This is a genomic window from Streptomyces sp. NPDC053755, assembly GCF_040677675.1.
GTDB lineage: Bacteria > Actinomycetota > Actinomycetes > Streptomycetales > Streptomycetaceae > Streptomyces.
Genome location: NZ_JBFASK010000037.1, coordinates 36,533 through 52,788 on the forward strand (window position 1 = coordinate 36,533; position 16,256 = coordinate 52,788).

Below are 16,256 nucleotides of genomic sequence, written 5' to 3' on the forward strand. Positions count from 1 at the left end.
TTACGTTCGAGGCGAGTTGAACCGGCCCTTCGACGTGGCCGGACACACATCCGGCCGGACCTTGGTGCACAAGGTCCGGCCGGATGCATGAGGTTGACGGCGACCCTTGACAGGCGGCCGGTGAGCGTCAGCCCAGGAGGCTGCTCAGCTCGACGTGCGGGAGGCCGTGCGCCTCGGCGACCTCCTTGTAAACGACCTTGCCGTCATGGGTGTTGAGGCCCAGACCCAGCGCGGCGTCGCGGCGCAGCGCCTCGACCCAGCCGTTGTTCGCGAGCGACACGATGTAGGGAAGCGTGGCGTTGGTGAGCGCGTACGTGGAGGTGTTCGGGACCGCGCCGGGCATGTTGGCGACGCAGTAGAAGACCGAGTCGTGGACCTGGAAGGTCGGCTCCGCGTGGGTGGTCGGGCGGGAGTCCTCGAAGCAGCCGCCCTGGTCGATCGCGATGTCGACAAGGACACTTCCGGGCTTCATCTTGGCGACGAGCTCGTTGGTGACCAGCTTCGGGGCCTTGGCGCCCGGGATGAGGACGGCGCCGATGACGAGGTCGGCCTCGACGACGGCCTTCTCCAGCTCGAAGGCGTTGGAGACGATCGTCTTCACCTTGGTGCCGAAGATCTTGTCGGCCTCGCGGAGCTTGTTGATGTCACGGTCGAGCAGGGTCACGTGGAAGCCCATGCCGACGGCGATCTGGGTGGCGTTCCAGCCGGAGACGCCGCCGCCGATGACGACCGCCTCGCCGGCGTGGGTGCCGGGGACGCCGCCGGGGAGCACGCCGCGGCCGCCGACCGAGCGCATCAGGTGGTAGGCGCCGACCTGCGGGGCCAGGCGGCCCGCGACCTCGGACATCGGGGCGAGCAGCGGCAGCGCGCGGTTCGCGGTCTCGACGGTCTCGTACGCGATGGCGGTGGTGCCGGACTCCAGCAGGGCGTCCGTGCACTCGCGGGACGCGGCGAGGTGCAGGTAGGTGAAGAGGGTCTGGTCCTTGCGGAGGCGGTGGTACTCCTCCGCAATGGGCTCCTTGACCTTCAGCAGGAGGTCGGCGGTCTCCCAGACCTCGTCGGCGGTGGGCAGGATCTGCGCGCCGGCCGAGATGTACTCCTCGTCCGTGATCGAGGAGCCGACTCCGGCGTTCTGCTCGACGAAGACCTGGTGGCCGTTGCGGACGAGCTCGTGGACACCGGCAGGGGTGATGGCCACGCGGAACTCGTTGTTCTTGACCTCGCGGGGGATGCCGACCTTCATCGTCGATCACGGTCCTTGAATCAGGGGAGGGGATAACTGGGGGCACTGCGATACATACCCGGCTGCACCATGGCGCACCGGGACAGACCGCGATCGAACGCGGCTCACCCAGTCTAATGAAGGAGTTCCCGCTGTCTAGCCTTGCAAAGCATCAATCTTCGAGAGGAGCACTGCGGATTTCGTAGGCGGAGCTGTCGGTTCCAAGGAGTCTTTCGGCAGCCGAGCGGTGCAGACGGGCGGCGGCGGGATCCCCGAGCCGGTCCAGGGTGTCGGCCAGCCGCAGCTGCAGGGCCGCCTGGAGCCGCACGTCCTGGGCACGGCGGGCCCACTCCACGGCCTCCTCGCACGTCCGCAGCGAATCCTGCGGACGCCCGGCGTACTCCTGGACCCGCGCCGCCTCGCTCAACGCCCGCGCGTAGCCGGGGAGATCGGCCTGGCGGCGGTAGCCCGCGGCGGCGGCGCGCCAGTTCCGCAGGGCCTCGCCGTAGCGGCCCGCGTAGGTGTGCACCGCGCCGAGCCGTGCGTAGAGCCGGGCCTGGTCGGCCCGCTCGTCCCGGGCGAGGCGCTGGGCGAGCGCGCGGCCGTACCAGTCGCCGGCCCGCTGCCAGTCCCCCAGCTCCTGGTAGGAGCCGCCTACGGATTCCATCGCGCGGCCGATGGCGTACGGGTCGTTCGCGGCCCGCCCGGCGTCCAGCGCGGCCCGGTAGCGGGCTAGCGCCTCCCGGGTCCGGCCGGTCCTGGCGTCCAGATCGGCCAGGTTCAGCAGGGCGGCGGCCCGCTCCCGGTGCAGTCCCCGGCGCTCGGCCACGTCGAGGACCAGCCGGTGCAGCCCGTAGAGGTCCGGGGCCGCCGCCTCGGCCCCCCGGTGGGCGGCGAGCGCCCGGACCAGGGCGGCGACCAGACGGCGGGCCAGGGTGTCGAGGTCCCCGTCGGCGACCGCGAGCCGGGCGGAGGCGAGCAGGACGGGCCTGCGGCTCTCCAGCCACTCGGCCGCGGCGGGGACGTTGGGGAAGCGCAGGGCTCGGGGCAGGCCGGCGAGGTTCCTGCGGGCGGCGGACCCCTCGGGTTCGGTGACGGCGCGGCAGGACTGGAGGAGCCGTACGGTCCGCTCCAGCATCCGGGCCCGGGCGAGCTGCACCTCGGCGGTCCTGTCGCGCTCCTCCAGCTCGGCGCGGAGCAGGGGCACGAGGTGCGCGGGCACCTCGTACTGCCCTCCGTCGCCCTCCCTGACCAGCCCGAGGGCCACGAAGTCGGTGAGCGTCGTGGCGGCCGCGGAGACGGAGCAGCCGGCCAGGGCGGAGGCGGTGTGGGCGTCGGCGCGGCCGAGCGGGGCGAGGCAGAGGAGCCGCAGGGTCCGCGCGGCCGGCGCCGGCAGGGACTCGTGGACGAGGCGGAAGGCACGGGTCAGCGGGTCGCCCGGGAGCGCGCGCAGCCGCTTGGCGAGATCGGCGACGGACGCCTTGGGCCGGGCGGCGAGCCAGCCGCCGGCGAGGACCAGGGCGGCGGGCTGGCCTCCGCACTCCTCGGCGAGCGTCTCGGCGGCCTGCGGGTCGACGGTGACGCGCACCGAGCCGGTGTAGGTGGTGAGCATCTCGATGGCCGACTTGGGGTCGATGCCGCCGAGCGTGCAGGGGCGGACGTCCGGGATGCCGGTGAGGGGGCCCCTGGCGACGGCGACGACCAGGGCCTCGGGGTTGTCGGGGATCAGCGGGTCGACCTGTTCGGCGTCGACCGCGTCGTCGAGGACCAGGACGGTCCGCCGGTCCGCGAGAGCGTCGCGGACCAGTCCGGTCAGCTCGTCCTCGGCGGCGCCGGGGGGTTCGTCGACACCGAGATCCTGGAGCAGGCCCCGGGCCGCCCGGGCGGTGGGGACGGGGTCGCCGCCGGGCTCGGTGAGCCGGGCGCGGTACACCCCGTCGGGGTACCGCTCGCCCAGCGCGGCCACCAGCTCCTCCGCGAGGGCGGTGCGTCCGGAGCCCGGCCGCCCGGCGATCAGCAGGACGCGCGCGCGGGGGGCCTTGCGGCCGGCGAGGGTGTCGAGCCCGGTCCGTTCGATGTCCGCGCCCAGGGCCTTCAACTCCCGCTGCCGCCCGAAGAATCGCCGCACCCCGCCCGCTGTCACCGCCTGATCCGTCACGGGCCACGCTCCCGTCCACCTGCGCACGAGCCGATCCCGCGGGGATCTCCGCGCGGGCGATGCCGAGCGTAGTTCAGGGCATGGTCCCTACCCGGCGGAGCGCGGCGGACACGTCCCCCGATCGGATCAGCAGATCGTCGGACCGGAACCGCACGGCCGACCGCACCGGACCGAGACTCCGGACAGGAACCACCCTGCCGACGGCGCCGGACCGAAGACCTCGGACCGGAACCGCACGGCCGCAGGCGCCGGACCGCTGGGCCGGACCGCCGGACCAAGGGCCCGCACCGCCAGGCCGACCGCGCCTGGCCACCGGGGTGCCGGGGATGCCCGGCACCCCGGTGGCCCGAGGGCTGCGCCCTACGCCTCGAACGGACGGGCCGGCCACGGCGAGGTCGCCGGGCGCAGGGTGTCGACGCCGCCCTCCACCGCGCGCGCGGCCGCCAGCGAGAGGACGCCCACCACGAGGCAGTTGTTGTGCAGCTCCCCCGCGAGGGCGCCGCGGACCAGGTCGTCCAGGGGGACGCGGGCCAGCTCCATGTCGGCCTCCTCCTCGGCGACCTCGAAGCGCTCGCCCTCGGCCGCCGAGAGGTCCCTGGCCAGGAAGATCCGTACCGCCTCGTCGCAGCCGCCCGGCGTCGTGTAGACGTCGGTCAGGACCCGCCAGTCCTCGGCCTTGACGTGCGCCTCCTCGTACAGCTCGCGCTCCGCCGCGTGCAGCGGGTTCTCGCCCGGCACGTCCAGGAGCCCGGCCGGGATCTCCCACAGCTTCATCCGCACGGGGTGCCGGTACTGCTTCAGCACCAGCACCCGGTCCCGCTCGTCGAGGGCCACGACCGCCACCGAGCCGGGGTGGACCTGGTAGTCGCGGCGCGCGACCGTGCCGCCCGGCATGACCACGTCGTCCGTGCGGACACTCGTCTTGTTGCCCTGGAAGGGGGTCGTCGTGGCGACGACCTGCCACTCCTCCGGGGTGTCCTGCAACTCCATCTGCGTCCTCCCACACACGAAAAACCGGGGTACGGAATCCCTGAGGACCCCGTACCCCGGCAACGTTAGCCGCTGGCGCCTACTTGCCCGTCTTGCGCTCCACGGCGGCCTTGACGAGGCCGGCGAAGAGCGGGTGCGGACGCGTCGGGCGCGAGCGCAGCTCCGGGTGGGCCTGGGTGGCGACCAGGTAGGGGTGGACCTCACGCGGGTACTCGACGTACTCGACCAGCTTGTTGTCCGGCGAGGTGCCCGAGAAGACCAGGCCGGCCTTCTTCTCCAGCTCCGCGCGGTAGGCGTTGTTCACCTCGTAGCGGTGGCGGTGGCGCTCCTCGACGTACGGCTGGTCGGCGTAGACCTCGCGCACGATGGAGCCCTCGGCCAGCTTCGCCGGGTAGAGGCCCAGGCGCATCGTTCCGCCCAGGTCGCCCGCGCCCTCGACGTACGCGAGCTGCTCCTCCATCGTCGAGACGACGGGGTGCGCGGTCGCGGGGTCGAACTCGGTCGAGTTGGCCTCGGGGATGTCTGCCAGGTTCCGGGCGGCCTCGATCACGATGCACTGCAGGCCGAGGCAGATGCCGAGCAGCGGCACCTTGTTCTCGCGGGCGTAGCGGATCGCGCCGACCTTGCCGCTCACGCCGCGGTCGCCGAAGCCGCCGGGGATGAGGATGGCGTCGACGTCGCCGAGCTGCTTCTGCGCGTCGGCGGGCGTCTTGCAGTCGTCGGAGGTGACCCACTTGACCTTGACGCGCGCCTTGTTGGCGAAGCCGCCGGCCCGCATGGCCTCGGTGACCGAGAGGTACGCGTCGGGCAGGTCGATGTACTTGCCGACGAGCGCGACGGTGACCTCGTGGTCGGGGTTGTGGACGCGGTCGAGCAGGTCGTCCCAGGTGGACCAGTCCACGTCGCGGAAGGGCAGGTCGAGCTTGCGGACGACGTAGGCGTCCAGGCCCTCGGTGTGCAGCACCTTGGGGATGTCGTAGATCGACTTGGCGTCGATGGCGGCGACGACGGCGGCCTCGTCCACGTCGCACATCAGCGAGATCTTGCGCTTGATGGCGGTGGGGACGTCGCGGTCGGCGCGCAGCACGATCGCGTCGGGCTGGATGCCGATGTTGCGCAGGGCGGCGACCGAGTGCTGGGTCGGCTTGGTCTTCAGCTCGCCCGAGGGGCCGATGTAGGGCAGCAGCGAGATGTGCACGACGAAGACGTTGTCGCGGCCGACCTCGTGGCGGACCTGACGGACGGTCTCCAGAAAGGGCAGCGACTCGATGTCGCCGACGGTGCCGCCGACCTCGGTGATGACGACGTCCACGTCGTCGGTCGCCATGCGGCGGATCCGGGACTTGATCTCGTTGGTGATGTGCGGGATGACCTGGACGGTGTCGCCGAGGTACTCGCCGCGCCGCTCCTTGGCGATGACCTGGGAGTAGACCTGGCCCGTGGTGACGTTGGCGGAGCCGTCGAGGTCGACGTCGAGGAAGCGCTCGTAGTGGCCGATGTCCAGGTCGGTCTCGGCGCCGTCGTTGGTGACGAACACCTCGCCGTGCTGGAACGGGTTCATCGTGCCGGGGTCGACGTTCAGGTACGGGTCGAGCTTCTGCATCGTGACCCGCAGGCCCCGCGCCTTGAGGAGCGCACCCAGGCTGGAGGCGGTCAGGCCCTTGCCGAGGGAGGAGGCGACACCCCCGGTGACGAAGATGTGCTTGGTCGTCGTGGTTTTGGGCGGCATCGCCAAGAGGGGGCTCCCGTGGTCGCGTTCTGGAGGTGCGTACCGGCTTCCCCTCCGGAAGAATCGGGGGGTGCCGTCGCTGCGGTTTCGGGGGCCTCGGCTTTCGCCGTTTCCCACCGGTCCACGGGGTACCAGGGTATCAGCGACGAAGGGAGACCGCTTCCGGCCACACGGGGCAGTCGGGCGCATACGGACGGCTACACCACAGGTCACGACAGCCTCACCCGTTCGGCGCAACGCCGTTACAAGGGCGTTGCCGCGCCTGCTTAGGGTGCGTCGTATCCTGCTCGGACACTCCCTGCCGAGCCGAACCGGCCATCGGCAGTACCCCGCCAGTCAACCGGAAGCGTGGAGCTCGTCAACCATCCCTTGACTGCTGGCACCATCTGTAGCAAGCGCCCCGCGGGGCGGACGTGGCCGTTCGACTGGAGATAGCACGTGGCCGGGCGCATCGAGGATTACGCACTCATCGGAGACATGCAGACCGCCGCACTGGTCTGCCGGGACGGCAGCGTCGACTGGCTCTGCCTTCCACGCTTCGACTCGCATGCCGTCTTCGCCGGGCTTCTCGGTACGGAGGAGCACGGTTTCTGGCGGGTGGCACCCGCCGTACCGGACGGCGCCACGCCGCCGCCGGCCGACCGGCGCCGCTACGTCGGCGACTCGCTGATCCTGGAATCGGAGTGGGACACGCCGCGCGGCACGGTCCGGGTGACCGATTTCATGCCTCCGCGTGACGGCGCGCCCCAGCTGATCCGGGTCGTCGAGGGCGTCTCCGGACGGGTGCCCATGCACTCGGCGCTGCGGATGCGGTTCAGCTACGGCCGGGTGGTGCCGTGGGTGCACAAGGTCGGGGACCGTACGGTCGCCGTCGCCGGGCCCGATTCCGTGTGGCTGGACACCGAGATCGAGACCCACGGCAAGGACCTCACCACCTACTCCGACTTCACCGTCACGCCCGGTGACCGGATCACGTTCACCATCAGCTGGCAGCCCTCGCACAAGGAGCCGCCCGCCCTGCCGGACCCGGAGGGTTCGCTGGAGGCGACGGCCGACTTCTGGCGCGACTGGGTCGCGCACTGCACGTACCACGGCCCCTACCGCGAGGCGGTGGTCCGCTCGCTGATCACGCTCAAGGCGCTGACGTACGCGCCCACCGGCGGGATCGTCGCCGCGCCGACCACCTCCCTGCCGGAGGAGATCGGCGGCGTCCGCAACTGGGACTACCGCTACACCTGGCTCCGCGACGCGGCGATCACCCTGTCGTCGATGCTGCGCACCGGCTACCGCGAGGAGGCGCGTGCCTGGCGGGACTGGCTGCTGCGCGCGGTCGCCGGCGACCCGGAGAACCTGCAGATCATGTACGGCATCGCGGGCGAGCGCGAGCTGGGCGAGGCCGAGCTGGACTGGCTGCCCGGGTACGAGAACTCGGGCCCGGTCCGGGTGGGCAACGGCGCGGCCAACCAGCTCCAGCTCGACGTGTACGGCGAGGTCACCGAGGCCCTGCACCTGGCCCACATGACGGGACTCTCGCGCAACGACTACGCCTCCCTGCTCCAGCTGAAGCTCATCCGCTACCTGGAGACCCACTGGGACCAGCCGGACGAGGGCATCTGGGAGGTGCGCGGCCCGCGCCGCCACTTCGTGCACTCCAAGGTGATGGCCTGGGTGGCGGTCGACCGCACCATCAAGCTGATCGAGTCCGGGGACGCGGACGGCCCCCTGGAGCGCTGGCGGGAGCTGCGCGACGACATCCACCGGGACGTCTGCGAGAAGGGCTACGACAAGGACCGCAACACCTTCACGCAGTCGTACGGCTCCAAGGAGCTGGACGCCTCCCTGCTGCTGATCCCGCAGATGGGCTTCCTGCCGCCCGACGACAAGCGGGTCATCGGCACCATCGAGGCGATCCAGCGGGAGCTGTCCACGGAGGACGGGTTCGTACTGCGCTACCCGACCGCCGGCGAGGAGGCGGGCGTCGACGGCCTGGAGGGCGACGAGGGCGCGTTCCTCGCCTGCTCGTTCTGGCTCGCCGACGACCTGGCGATGATCGGCCGGGTGGACGAGGCCCGCAGGCTGTTCGAGAAGCTGCTCTCGCTCCGCAACGACCTGGGACTGCTGGCGGAGGAGTGGGACCCGCGGCTCCAGCGCCAGGTGGGGAACTTCCCGCAGGCGTTCAGCCACGTCCCGCTCATCGACACGGCGCTGCGGCTGACGGCGAGCGGGGCGTACGGCGGCTGAGCCGCGCGGGCCGGGGGCGGCCGGGCGGCGGACCGCCGCCCGCCGCCCTACGATGAGATGGTCCTGTCCCCCCGCGGAAAGGGGGGCTTCCCATGGCTCCCCCGCACACCGTTCCCGAAGCCGCCCTCACCGCCCTCCGCGCGGATCTGGCCGGTGAGGTCCTCGTCCCCGGCGATCCGGGCTACGACGAGGCCCGGACGGTCCACAACGCCATGATCGACCGCCGTCCGGCGGTCATCGCCCAGTGCGCGAACCCGTCGGACGTCTCCCACGCCGTCCTCTTCGGCCGCGCGACGGAGCTGCCGATCGCGGTGCGCGGCGGAGGGCACAGCGTCGCCGGGGCGTCCGTCGCCGACGACGGCCTGGTCGTCGACCTGCGCCGGATGCACGCGGCGACCGTGGACCGCGAGGAGATGACCGTACGGGTCGGCGGCGGCGCGACCATGAGCCATCTGGACCGGGCGGCCCAGCCGTTCGGTCTCGCCACCACCGGCGGGCGGGCGTCGACCACCGGCGTCGGCGGGTTCACTCTGGGCGGCGGATCGGGCTGGCTGGAACGGAAGTTCGGTCTGGCCTGCGACAACCTGGTGGCCGCCGAGCTGGTCACGGCGGAGGGCAAGCACGTCGTGGCGAGCGAACGGGAGAACCCGGAGCTGTTCTGGGCCCTGCACGGCGGCGGCGGGAACTTCGGGGTCGCCACCTCCCTCACCCTGCGGCTGCACGCGCTTCCGGCCATGAGCATGGCCATGCTGTTCTACCGCCCGGAGGCCGCCCCCGAGGTGGGCCGCGCCTTCCGCGACGTGTTCGCGACCGCTCCCGCCGAGGCCGGCGGCGGCATGATCTACTTCCCCGCCCCACCCGAACCCTTCATCCCCGAGCACCTGGTGGGCACGCTCGTCTGCGCCGCGCTGATCACGTACGCGGGTCCGGTCGACGAGGTCCACGAACTGGCCGCGCCCCTGCTCGCGCTGCGGCCCGAGGTCGAGCTCGTCACGGACATCCCCTACGCGGATCTCCAGTGCATGATCGACGACCCGCCAGGGCTGCGGAACTACTGGTCGGCGGAGTACCTCGGCGAGTTCCCCGACGAGGCGGTCGACGCCTTCTGCTCCCGCGCGGCGAGGATCCCGATGCCCACCGCCACCCAGCACGTGCTGTTCCCGATGGGCGGCGCGGTGGCGGCGGGCCCCACCGGCTACCCGCTGCCCTGGCGGACCGCGCCCTGGGCGGTCCATCCCTTCGCGACCTGGGAGAAGCCGGAGGACGACGACCGGGTCGTCGCCTGGGTGCGCGACGTACGGGCCGACGCGAGGCCGTGGTCGATCGACGCGGTCTACCTCAACTTCATCGGCGCCGAGGGCGATCAGCGGGTCGTCTCCGGCTTCGGCGCCGAGAACTACCGCCGGCTCGCCGCCGTCAAGGCCGCGTACGACCCCGACAACGTCTTCCGCTTCAACCACAACATCACGCCGGCCGCGGCCGCCTGACGCTCACCTCAGGGCGTCGATCACCTCCCGGGCGGCCCGCTCCCCCTCGGTGGCGCCGCCTTCCATGAAGCCCTGGAAGTCGTAGCTGCAGTGCTCGCCGCCGATGTGGACATTGCCCTGGGCGGTGCCCTCGTAGCCGGCGTAGCGGTGCAGGTAGCCGACCGGCCAGCAGGAGTACGCGCCCAGCGTGTGGGGGTCGCGATGCCATGCGGAGAGCTGGGCGCGGCCCGTGTAGGCCGCGGAGGTGCCGGGGAAGAAGGCGTCGACGCCCGCGAGGTGACGGGCCACCAGGTCGCGTACGTACGGGTCGGACTCGGTGGAGAACGGTCCCGCCGGGGTGAGCGCCCGGGCGAGGCCGCCGCCGCCGTACTGGATGAGGATGCCGCCCGTACCGCCCTGGATCTTGGTGGTGTCCCAGGTCTGCTGCACGGCCGTGTCGGTGAAGCAGTCGCCGGCCGAGACGCCCGGCCATGCTCCCTGGCCGCGCCAGGGCCGGGTGGCGAACTGCATGTTGAGCTTGGTGCAGTGCCCCATCCGCGCGTCGCGCAGCAGGTTCGTCATCAGGGGGTCGAAGCCGGCCCGCGTCAGGTCGAGTCCCTTGAGGATCGGCAGCGGGAGGCAGAGGACCGTGTGGTCGGCGGTGACGGTCCGGACGGCGCCGGCCTCGGTGAAGGTCAGCGTCTGGGTGCCGTCCGCGTTGGCCCGTACGGCGGTGAGGGCCCAGCCGTGGCGCAGGGTGCCGGGGCTGAGGGCGGCGGCGACGGCGTTCGGCAGCCGGTCGTTTCCGCCCGTGATGTGGTAGCGCTCGTTGGACAGCCCCCAGATGTTGAAGTTGCCGGGATTGGTCTGGTAGCCCATGAGCAGCACCAGGGCGAGCGAGGACTGCTCGGTGGTGTCGGCGCCGTACTCCACGTTGTAGGCGACGTCGATGAACCGGCCGAGCGGCGAGGAGTGCCCGCCCGGGACCCGGGACTCGATCCACTGGTATATCGACATGTTGTCGAGCGCCGTGCCGGTGGGAGTGGTCCTGTTCCACGTGACCTCCCCCGCCTCGGAGAGGTCGCGGCGCAGGGACTGGTAGACGGCCTTGAAGTCCTCGTCCGCCTGGTGACGGGGGTAGTAGGCGCCGCCGAACCAGAGGACCTCCTCGGCGCCGGTGGGCCCGCCGCCCAGGAAGTCCTCGACGGGAAGGCCGAAGCGGCGGCAGAGCGCCAGGATCTTCTTGTGGCTGGTGTCGATCAGCTCCCCGCCGATCTCCGAGGTCTGTCCGTAGGCCCAGTGGCCGCGCTGGGTCCATATGCGGCCGCCGACCCTGGCGGGGTCCGCCTCGTAGAGCGTGGGGGCCAGGCCGGCGTCCTGGAGGGTGAGTGCGGCGGTGAGGCCGGAGATCCCGGCGCCGACGACGGCGATCCGGGCGCCGCTCGCGAGCGTGGGGGCGGGGGCGGCGGGCCGGGTGGCGGCGTGGGCGGCGGTGGAAACGCCCGTACCGGCCGCGAGGCCGGCCGCGGCGGCGTACTTCAGGAGGGATCTCCTGCCGACGGCGTCGGAGCCTCCCCGGCCGCCAGCCGAGGGGTCCCCCGACTCGCGCCGCGCGCCGCGCAGCTCGGCCACGGGGATTCCCAGCCGTCGGGCGTCGGCGTGTTCGGCTGCCAGGTTCTTCAGGAGGTGCATCAGGTGGGTGCGTGCCATGGGGCTCTCCTGGGCTGGTGGGTGAAGGGATCAGTTGGTGGACGCGGCGGCGGGGGCCGGCCGCTCGGGCTCCTCGGCGCGTTCGGTGGCGTCCTCCAGGACGATCCGGCCGATGATCTCGTAGCGCTCGGGCCGCCTGGCCTTGAGGTGGAGGCCGAGGCCGAGGCCGCCGAGGAAGACCGCTCCGACGATCCACGGGATCGCGGCGAAGAAGAGGGAGTCGGCGGCCAGTCCCGCGGCCGTCTCCATGTTCAGGATCAGCAGCACGACGACGGCGATCATCCCGACGCCGCCGAGCAGCGGCGCGGTGAAGGTCCTGAACCAGTGCCGGTCCTCGGGGTGGTTCTTGCGGAAGTAGCCGATGACGGCGAAGGAGCAGAGGGTCTGGACGATGAGGATCGCCATCGTGCCGAGGATCGCGAGCAGGGTGTAGAGGTGGATGTACGGGTCCTGGCCGGTGAGCCAGAAGGCGCCGACGAGGACGACGGCGATGGCGCTCTGGACGTACGAGGCGATGTAGGGCGACCCGTGCCGGGCGTGCGTACGGCCGAGGGCGGGGTGGAGGAAGCCCTCCCGGCCGATGGCGTAGAGATAGCGCGAGGCGCACTGGTGGAAGGCCATGCCGCAGGCGAAGGAGCCGGTGAGCAGCAGCCACTGGAAGGCGTCGACGGCCCATGCTCCGATGAAGGACCGGGTGGGGGCGAAGAAGAGCTCCAGGGGTGTGGCGGAGGAGGACAGCGCCACCGAGCCGGCGAGGCCGTTGCCGGCGATCGTCATCCAGGAGACGTAGATGTAGAAGAGGCCGACTCCGATGACGGAGACCAGGGTGGCGCGCGGGATGACCTTCTTGGGGTCTCGGGACTCCTCCCCGTACATGGCGGTGGACTCGAAGCCGACCCAGGACCAGAAGGCGAAGAAGAGACCGAGTCCCGCGGAGGCGCCGGTGAAGGCGTTCTTGGGGTTGACGGGCTCGACGGGTATGCCGTCGGGGCCGCCGCCGGAGATCAGCACGGCGGTGGCGACGGCGAACAGCACCGCGATCTCGGCGACGAGCATCACGCCGAGCGCCTTGGCGGTGAGGTTGATGTCGAAGTGCGCGAGGACTGCGGTGACGGCGAGCATCGCCGCCGCGTAGACGATCCAGGGCAGGTCCACGCCGAGCTGATCGGCGACGGTGGTCTGGGTGAAGTAGGCGAAGACGCCGACGATCGACGCCTCGAAGACGATGTAGGCGAGGACGGCGAGCATGCCCGAGGCCATGCCGGCGATCCGGCCGAGGCCGTGGGAGATGTAGCCGTAGAAGGCGCCCGCGGCGGTGATCCGCTTGGCCATGGCGACGTAGCCGACCGAGAAGACGGTCAGGACGAGCGTCGCGAAGAGGTAGCCGGCGGGGGCTCCGGTGCCGTTGCCGAAACCGACGGCGATGGGGAGGTTGCCGGTCATCGCGGTGATCGGGGCGGCGGTGGCGACGGCCATGAAGACGACGCCGACGAGCCCGACCGAGTTCGCCTTGAGCCGGTGGACAGCGGGGGGACCTGGAGGGGAGTTCTCTGCCATGGCGGGAGAGCATCCTCCGGGGTGACGTACGCCACAATCGACAGGGGGTCGTGCAAATGGCTTCCGGGGGCGACGAGTTGTCGCCCTGCCGGACGAACTGTCGGCCTCCGTGTCCGCCGGGTGATGTCAGGCGAACGGGGACGCGGGTAGCGTCCGGGCCCATGGACAGTCAGGGCGGGATCACCGTGCAGCGGGCGCTGGAACTGCCCGGGCTGCGCGGCGGACTCCCGGAGGTCGTCGCCGGCGGGGACCGGCTGCACCGCACGGTGCGCTGGGTGCACGCCGGCGAGGTGCCGAACATCGCGTCGCTCCTCAAGGGCGGTGAGCTGCTGCTCACCACGGGCCTCGGGCTCGGTACGCGCCCGGCGGAACAACGCGCCTTCGTGCGCCGCCTCGCGGACCGGGGCATCGCCGCGCTCGTCGTGGAGCTGGGGCCGCGCTTCTCGCGGCTGCCCGCCACGATCGTGGAGGCGGCCCGGGCGGCGGGCCTGCCCCTGGTGCAGCTGCACCGCGAGGTGCCGTTCGTGGCGGTCACGGAGGAGATCCACACCGAGATCGTCAACGGGCACTACGCCCTCCTGCGGCAGGCGGAGGAGGTGCACCGGCGGTGCACGGAGGCGCTGCTCGGCGGAGGCGGTGTGCCGCAGGTGCTGGGGATCCTGGCCGACTTCACCGCCAACCCGGTCTTCCTGGAGACGGCGGACGGCCAGCTGCTGTACGCGGCGGGGACGGAGTCGGCGCCCGCGGACCCGCTCCAGGTCTGGGACGGGCTGCGCGGCCAGCGGGCGGCCCGGGAGTCGGGCCCGCCCGCCGGGGCGGTCCTGGTGGACGTGCCGGGCGGCGGCGGGCCGGGCACCGGCGCGGTCCGCGCGCGGCTCGCCCTGCTCGCCGTCTCCGGCCCCCTGTCCCTCGTCCACCGGATGGCGGCGGAGCGGGCGGCGGGCCTGCTGGCGGTCGTCCTCATGCAGGCGCGCCAGGAGGAGGAGCTGGCCGCCCGGGGCCGGGGCGACTTCCTGACGGACCTGGCGGAGGGCCGGATCACGCCGGAGGACGCGCCGGCGCAGGCGCGGGTGCTCGGCTTCAAGCCGGGGGACGGGCCGCTGCTGCCGGTGGTCATGCGCCTGGCTCCCGAACTCTCCCCGTCCGGGAACTGGGCGCTGCTCGCCCGGGCGGTGCTGGAGGAGCTGGCGTCGGTGGGCGTTCCGGTGCTGCTGGGCGTGCGTCCCGTCGAGGGCCGGGTGCCGCTGCTGCTGGGCCTGCGGTCGGAGTCGGAGCGTACGGCGGTGGCGGACCGGGTCGCGGCGGCGCTGCGGGCGGGGGTCGAGCGGGCGGGGCTCGCGGGGGCGGCCCCGGGCGGAGCCTGGTCCCGGGCCGGAACGCCCGCGCCGGTGATCGTGGTCGGCATCGCGGGCGGCTGGGCGGCGGCATCGGCGAGCCTGCGCCACGCGGCGGAGACGGCGACGGCGGCGCAGGGCCTCGGTGACCGCCCGTGGTACGACGCCCGGCGCCTGGACATCGACCTGCTGCTGTGGCGCCTGCGGGACCACCCGGATCTGGCGGCCTTCGTGGACCGCGCGATCGGTCCGCTGCGCGACCACGACCGTACCTCCCGCCCACCCCTGCTGCCGACGCTGGAGACGTACCTGGCCCACGCGGGCCGCAAGGCGGAGACGGCACGGGAGCTGCATCTGAACCGCCAGACGCTCTACAACCGCCTGGCACGCATCTCCGAACTCCTCGGCACGGACCTCGACGACCCTCAGACGGTCCTGGCCCTGTCACTGGCCCTCCGGGCACGGCGGCACACCGCGTAGGGGGCCGTGCCGCCGGGGCCGCTCCCGTCCCCTGCTCACACCGGTGGGGCGACGCGATGGCGGCTAGGGCGTGTTTCGAAAGTCCCGCCCGCCCTTCGGGCGGACGGCGCTCCTTTCGAAACACGCCCTAGCGTCGCCCCGCCAGCTCGTCGTAGACGCTCAGGACGTGCGCGATCGTCTCGTCCTCCGTCGGCCATGTCCGCGCCTGCACCCGGCCCGCCGCCGCCAGGTCCATCCGGCGGTCGGTGTCCTCCAGCAGCCCCCGCACCGCCTCCGCGAGCGCCGCCGCGTCCCCCCAGGGCACCAACTCGGCGGCGTCTCCGACGAGTTCCGGGACACCGCCGACCGCCGTCGCCACCAGCGGCACCCCCAGCCGCAGGGCCTCCTGCGCCAGCGGGGAACGGGCCTCCCATCGCGACGGCAGGACGGCGATGTCGGCGGCGGCCAGCAGCTCCGCCACGTCGTCCCGGCGGCCGATCAGCCGGACCGCGAGGCGCTCGGCCTCGATCCGCCGTTGCAGCGCCGCCCGTTCGCGTCCCTCCCCCGCGATCACGAGCAGCGGCTGCGGGTCCAGGTCGCGCCAGCGGCGGGCCGCGTCGAGCAGCATCCCGTACCCCCGCTCGGGCTCCAGCGCGCCCACCGCCATCAGAAGGGGGCGGTCCACCGCGCCCAGCTCCGCCCGCGCCTTCCCGTCGTGCAGGCAGACCGGCGCCCGCGAGGCGGGCACGGTCACCGGTGCCAGCCGCGCGTCCCGCGCGCCTCGCCGCCGCGCCCGGTCGACCAGGTCCGAGGACGTTCCGAGCACGACGGCCGCCGTCCGCGCGGTCCTTCGCTCCAGGAGCCGCAGCAGCCCGCCCCGCGCGCCCTCCACGTGGTTGCGGGTGTGCCAGGTCGTCACGAGCGACGGCGCCGCCCGCCCGGCGCCGCCCGCCAGGGCCAGCACCGCCCGGACCGAGGCGTGCAGTCCGTGGGCGTGCACGACGTCCGCGCCGACGCAGGCGTTGCGGAGGACCGCGACCGTCGCGGGGTCGTTGCGGCGCGGGACGGGGACGAAGCGCGCGCCGGCACCGATGAAGTCGTAGACGCGATCGAGTTCGGCCGGGGCGCAGACGGTCACCCGCACGCCCCTCGCCACCAGCCCCGAGGCAAGTGATCTGACGTGAGCGCTGCTGCCCGCGCTGCCGCCGCCCAGCACTTGGACCGTACGGAGCTGTGTCACGCGCCCAAGGATGCCAGTCCGTACGCACGTTCCGGCACCGAAGACGCTTCGTTGTCGTGTCGTTCCGGTGTCCGGCGCCGCAACACGCCGAACCGGATCACCCACACGGGTGAGCGCGCCCCCGCATCGGGCTGACACCGGACGCCGGGC

10 protein-coding genes are annotated in these 16,256 nt (G+C 72.7%); 3 read left to right on the top strand and 7 right to left on the bottom strand.

Annotation, left to right across the window (positions count from 1 at the left end):
• Window positions 1-127: 127 nt before the first annotated feature.
• From ald to AB0K65_RS27460, 4 genes are all read right to left on the bottom strand, one after another.
• Entirely contained in the window at window positions 128-1,243 is a 1,116-nt protein-coding gene (ald, locus tag AB0K65_RS27445; RefSeq protein WP_365721069.1) for an alanine dehydrogenase, read from the bottom strand.
• Window positions 1,244-1,394: 151 nt separating this feature from the next.
• The gene (locus tag AB0K65_RS27450) at window positions 1,395-3,380 is read right to left on the bottom strand and encodes a tetratricopeptide repeat protein (RefSeq protein ID WP_365721071.1); all 1,986 of its coding nucleotides are present in this window, start codon (window positions 3,378-3,380) and stop codon (window positions 1,395-1,397) included.
• A 360-nt stretch (window positions 3,381-3,740) separates the two neighbouring features.
• Entirely contained in the window at window positions 3,741-4,370 is a 630-nt protein-coding gene (locus tag AB0K65_RS27455) for an NUDIX hydrolase (protein WP_365721073.1), read from the bottom strand.
• Window positions 4,371-4,449: 79 nt separating this feature from the next.
• Window positions 4,450-6,099, bottom strand: a complete 1,650-nt coding sequence (locus AB0K65_RS27460; protein WP_365721075.1) for a CTP synthase — start codon at window positions 6,097-6,099, stop codon at window positions 4,450-4,452.
• A 438-nt stretch (window positions 6,100-6,537) separates the two neighbouring features.
• On the opposite strand from AB0K65_RS27460, the gene AB0K65_RS27465 reads away from it, so the two are divergent.
• Entirely contained in the window at window positions 6,538-8,340 is a 1,803-nt protein-coding gene (locus tag AB0K65_RS27465; RefSeq protein WP_365721077.1) for a glycoside hydrolase family 15 protein, read from the top strand.
• A gap of 92 nt (window positions 8,341-8,432) precedes the next feature.
• Window positions 8,433-9,827 (top strand): FAD-binding oxidoreductase, encoded by a 1,395-nt coding sequence (locus tag AB0K65_RS27470; RefSeq protein WP_365721079.1) that lies wholly within the window; start codon window positions 8,433-8,435, stop codon window positions 9,825-9,827.
• 3 nt (window positions 9,828-9,830) lie between these two features.
• Here AB0K65_RS27470 and AB0K65_RS27475 read toward each other — a convergent pair whose 3' ends face one another.
• Window positions 9,831-11,516, bottom strand: coding sequence for an NAD(P)/FAD-dependent oxidoreductase (locus AB0K65_RS27475; protein ID WP_365721081.1), 1,686 nt, complete (start codon window positions 11,514-11,516; stop codon window positions 9,831-9,833).
• A 30-nt stretch (window positions 11,517-11,546) separates the two neighbouring features.
• Window positions 11,547-13,073: an APC family permease gene (locus AB0K65_RS27480; protein ID WP_365721083.1), complete on the bottom strand. Its 1,527-nt coding sequence runs from the start codon at window positions 13,071-13,073 to the stop codon at window positions 11,547-11,549.
• 161 nt (window positions 13,074-13,234) lie between these two features.
• Between AB0K65_RS27480 and AB0K65_RS27485 the strand changes: the two genes are divergently transcribed.
• Entirely contained in the window at window positions 13,235-14,887 is a 1,653-nt protein-coding gene (locus AB0K65_RS27485) for a PucR family transcriptional regulator (protein WP_365721085.1), read from the top strand.
• A gap of 127 nt (window positions 14,888-15,014) precedes the next feature.
• On the opposite strand, the gene AB0K65_RS27490 is transcribed toward AB0K65_RS27485, so the two are convergent.
• Window positions 15,015-16,106: a glycosyltransferase family 4 protein gene (locus AB0K65_RS27490; RefSeq protein ID WP_365721087.1), complete on the bottom strand. Its 1,092-nt coding sequence runs from the start codon at window positions 16,104-16,106 to the stop codon at window positions 15,015-15,017.
• Window positions 16,107-16,256 lie beyond the last annotated feature (150 nt).

Bases quoted from the DNA above. Each gene is read 5' to 3' on its own strand.
- AB0K65_RS27460 (WP_365721075.1), bottom strand. From the start codon at position 6,099: ATGCCGCCCAAAACCACGACGACCAAGCACATCTTCGTCACCGGGGGT.
- AB0K65_RS27480 (WP_365721083.1), bottom strand. From the start codon at position 13,073: ATGGCAGAGAACTCCCCTCCAGGTCCCCCCGCTGTCCACCGGCTCAAG.
- AB0K65_RS27455 (WP_365721073.1), bottom strand. From the start codon at position 4,370: ATGGAGTTGCAGGACACCCCGGAGGAGTGGCAGGTCGTCGCCACGACG.
- AB0K65_RS27475 (WP_365721081.1), bottom strand. From the start codon at position 11,516: ATGGCACGCACCCACCTGATGCACCTCCTGAAGAACCTGGCAGCCGAA.
- AB0K65_RS27485 (WP_365721085.1), top strand. From the start codon at position 13,235: ATGGACAGTCAGGGCGGGATCACCGTGCAGCGGGCGCTGGAACTGCCC.
- AB0K65_RS27470 (WP_365721079.1), top strand. From the start codon at position 8,433: ATGGCTCCCCCGCACACCGTTCCCGAAGCCGCCCTCACCGCCCTCCGC.
- ald (WP_365721069.1), bottom strand. From the start codon at position 1,243: ATGAAGGTCGGCATCCCCCGCGAGGTCAAGAACAACGAGTTCCGCGTG.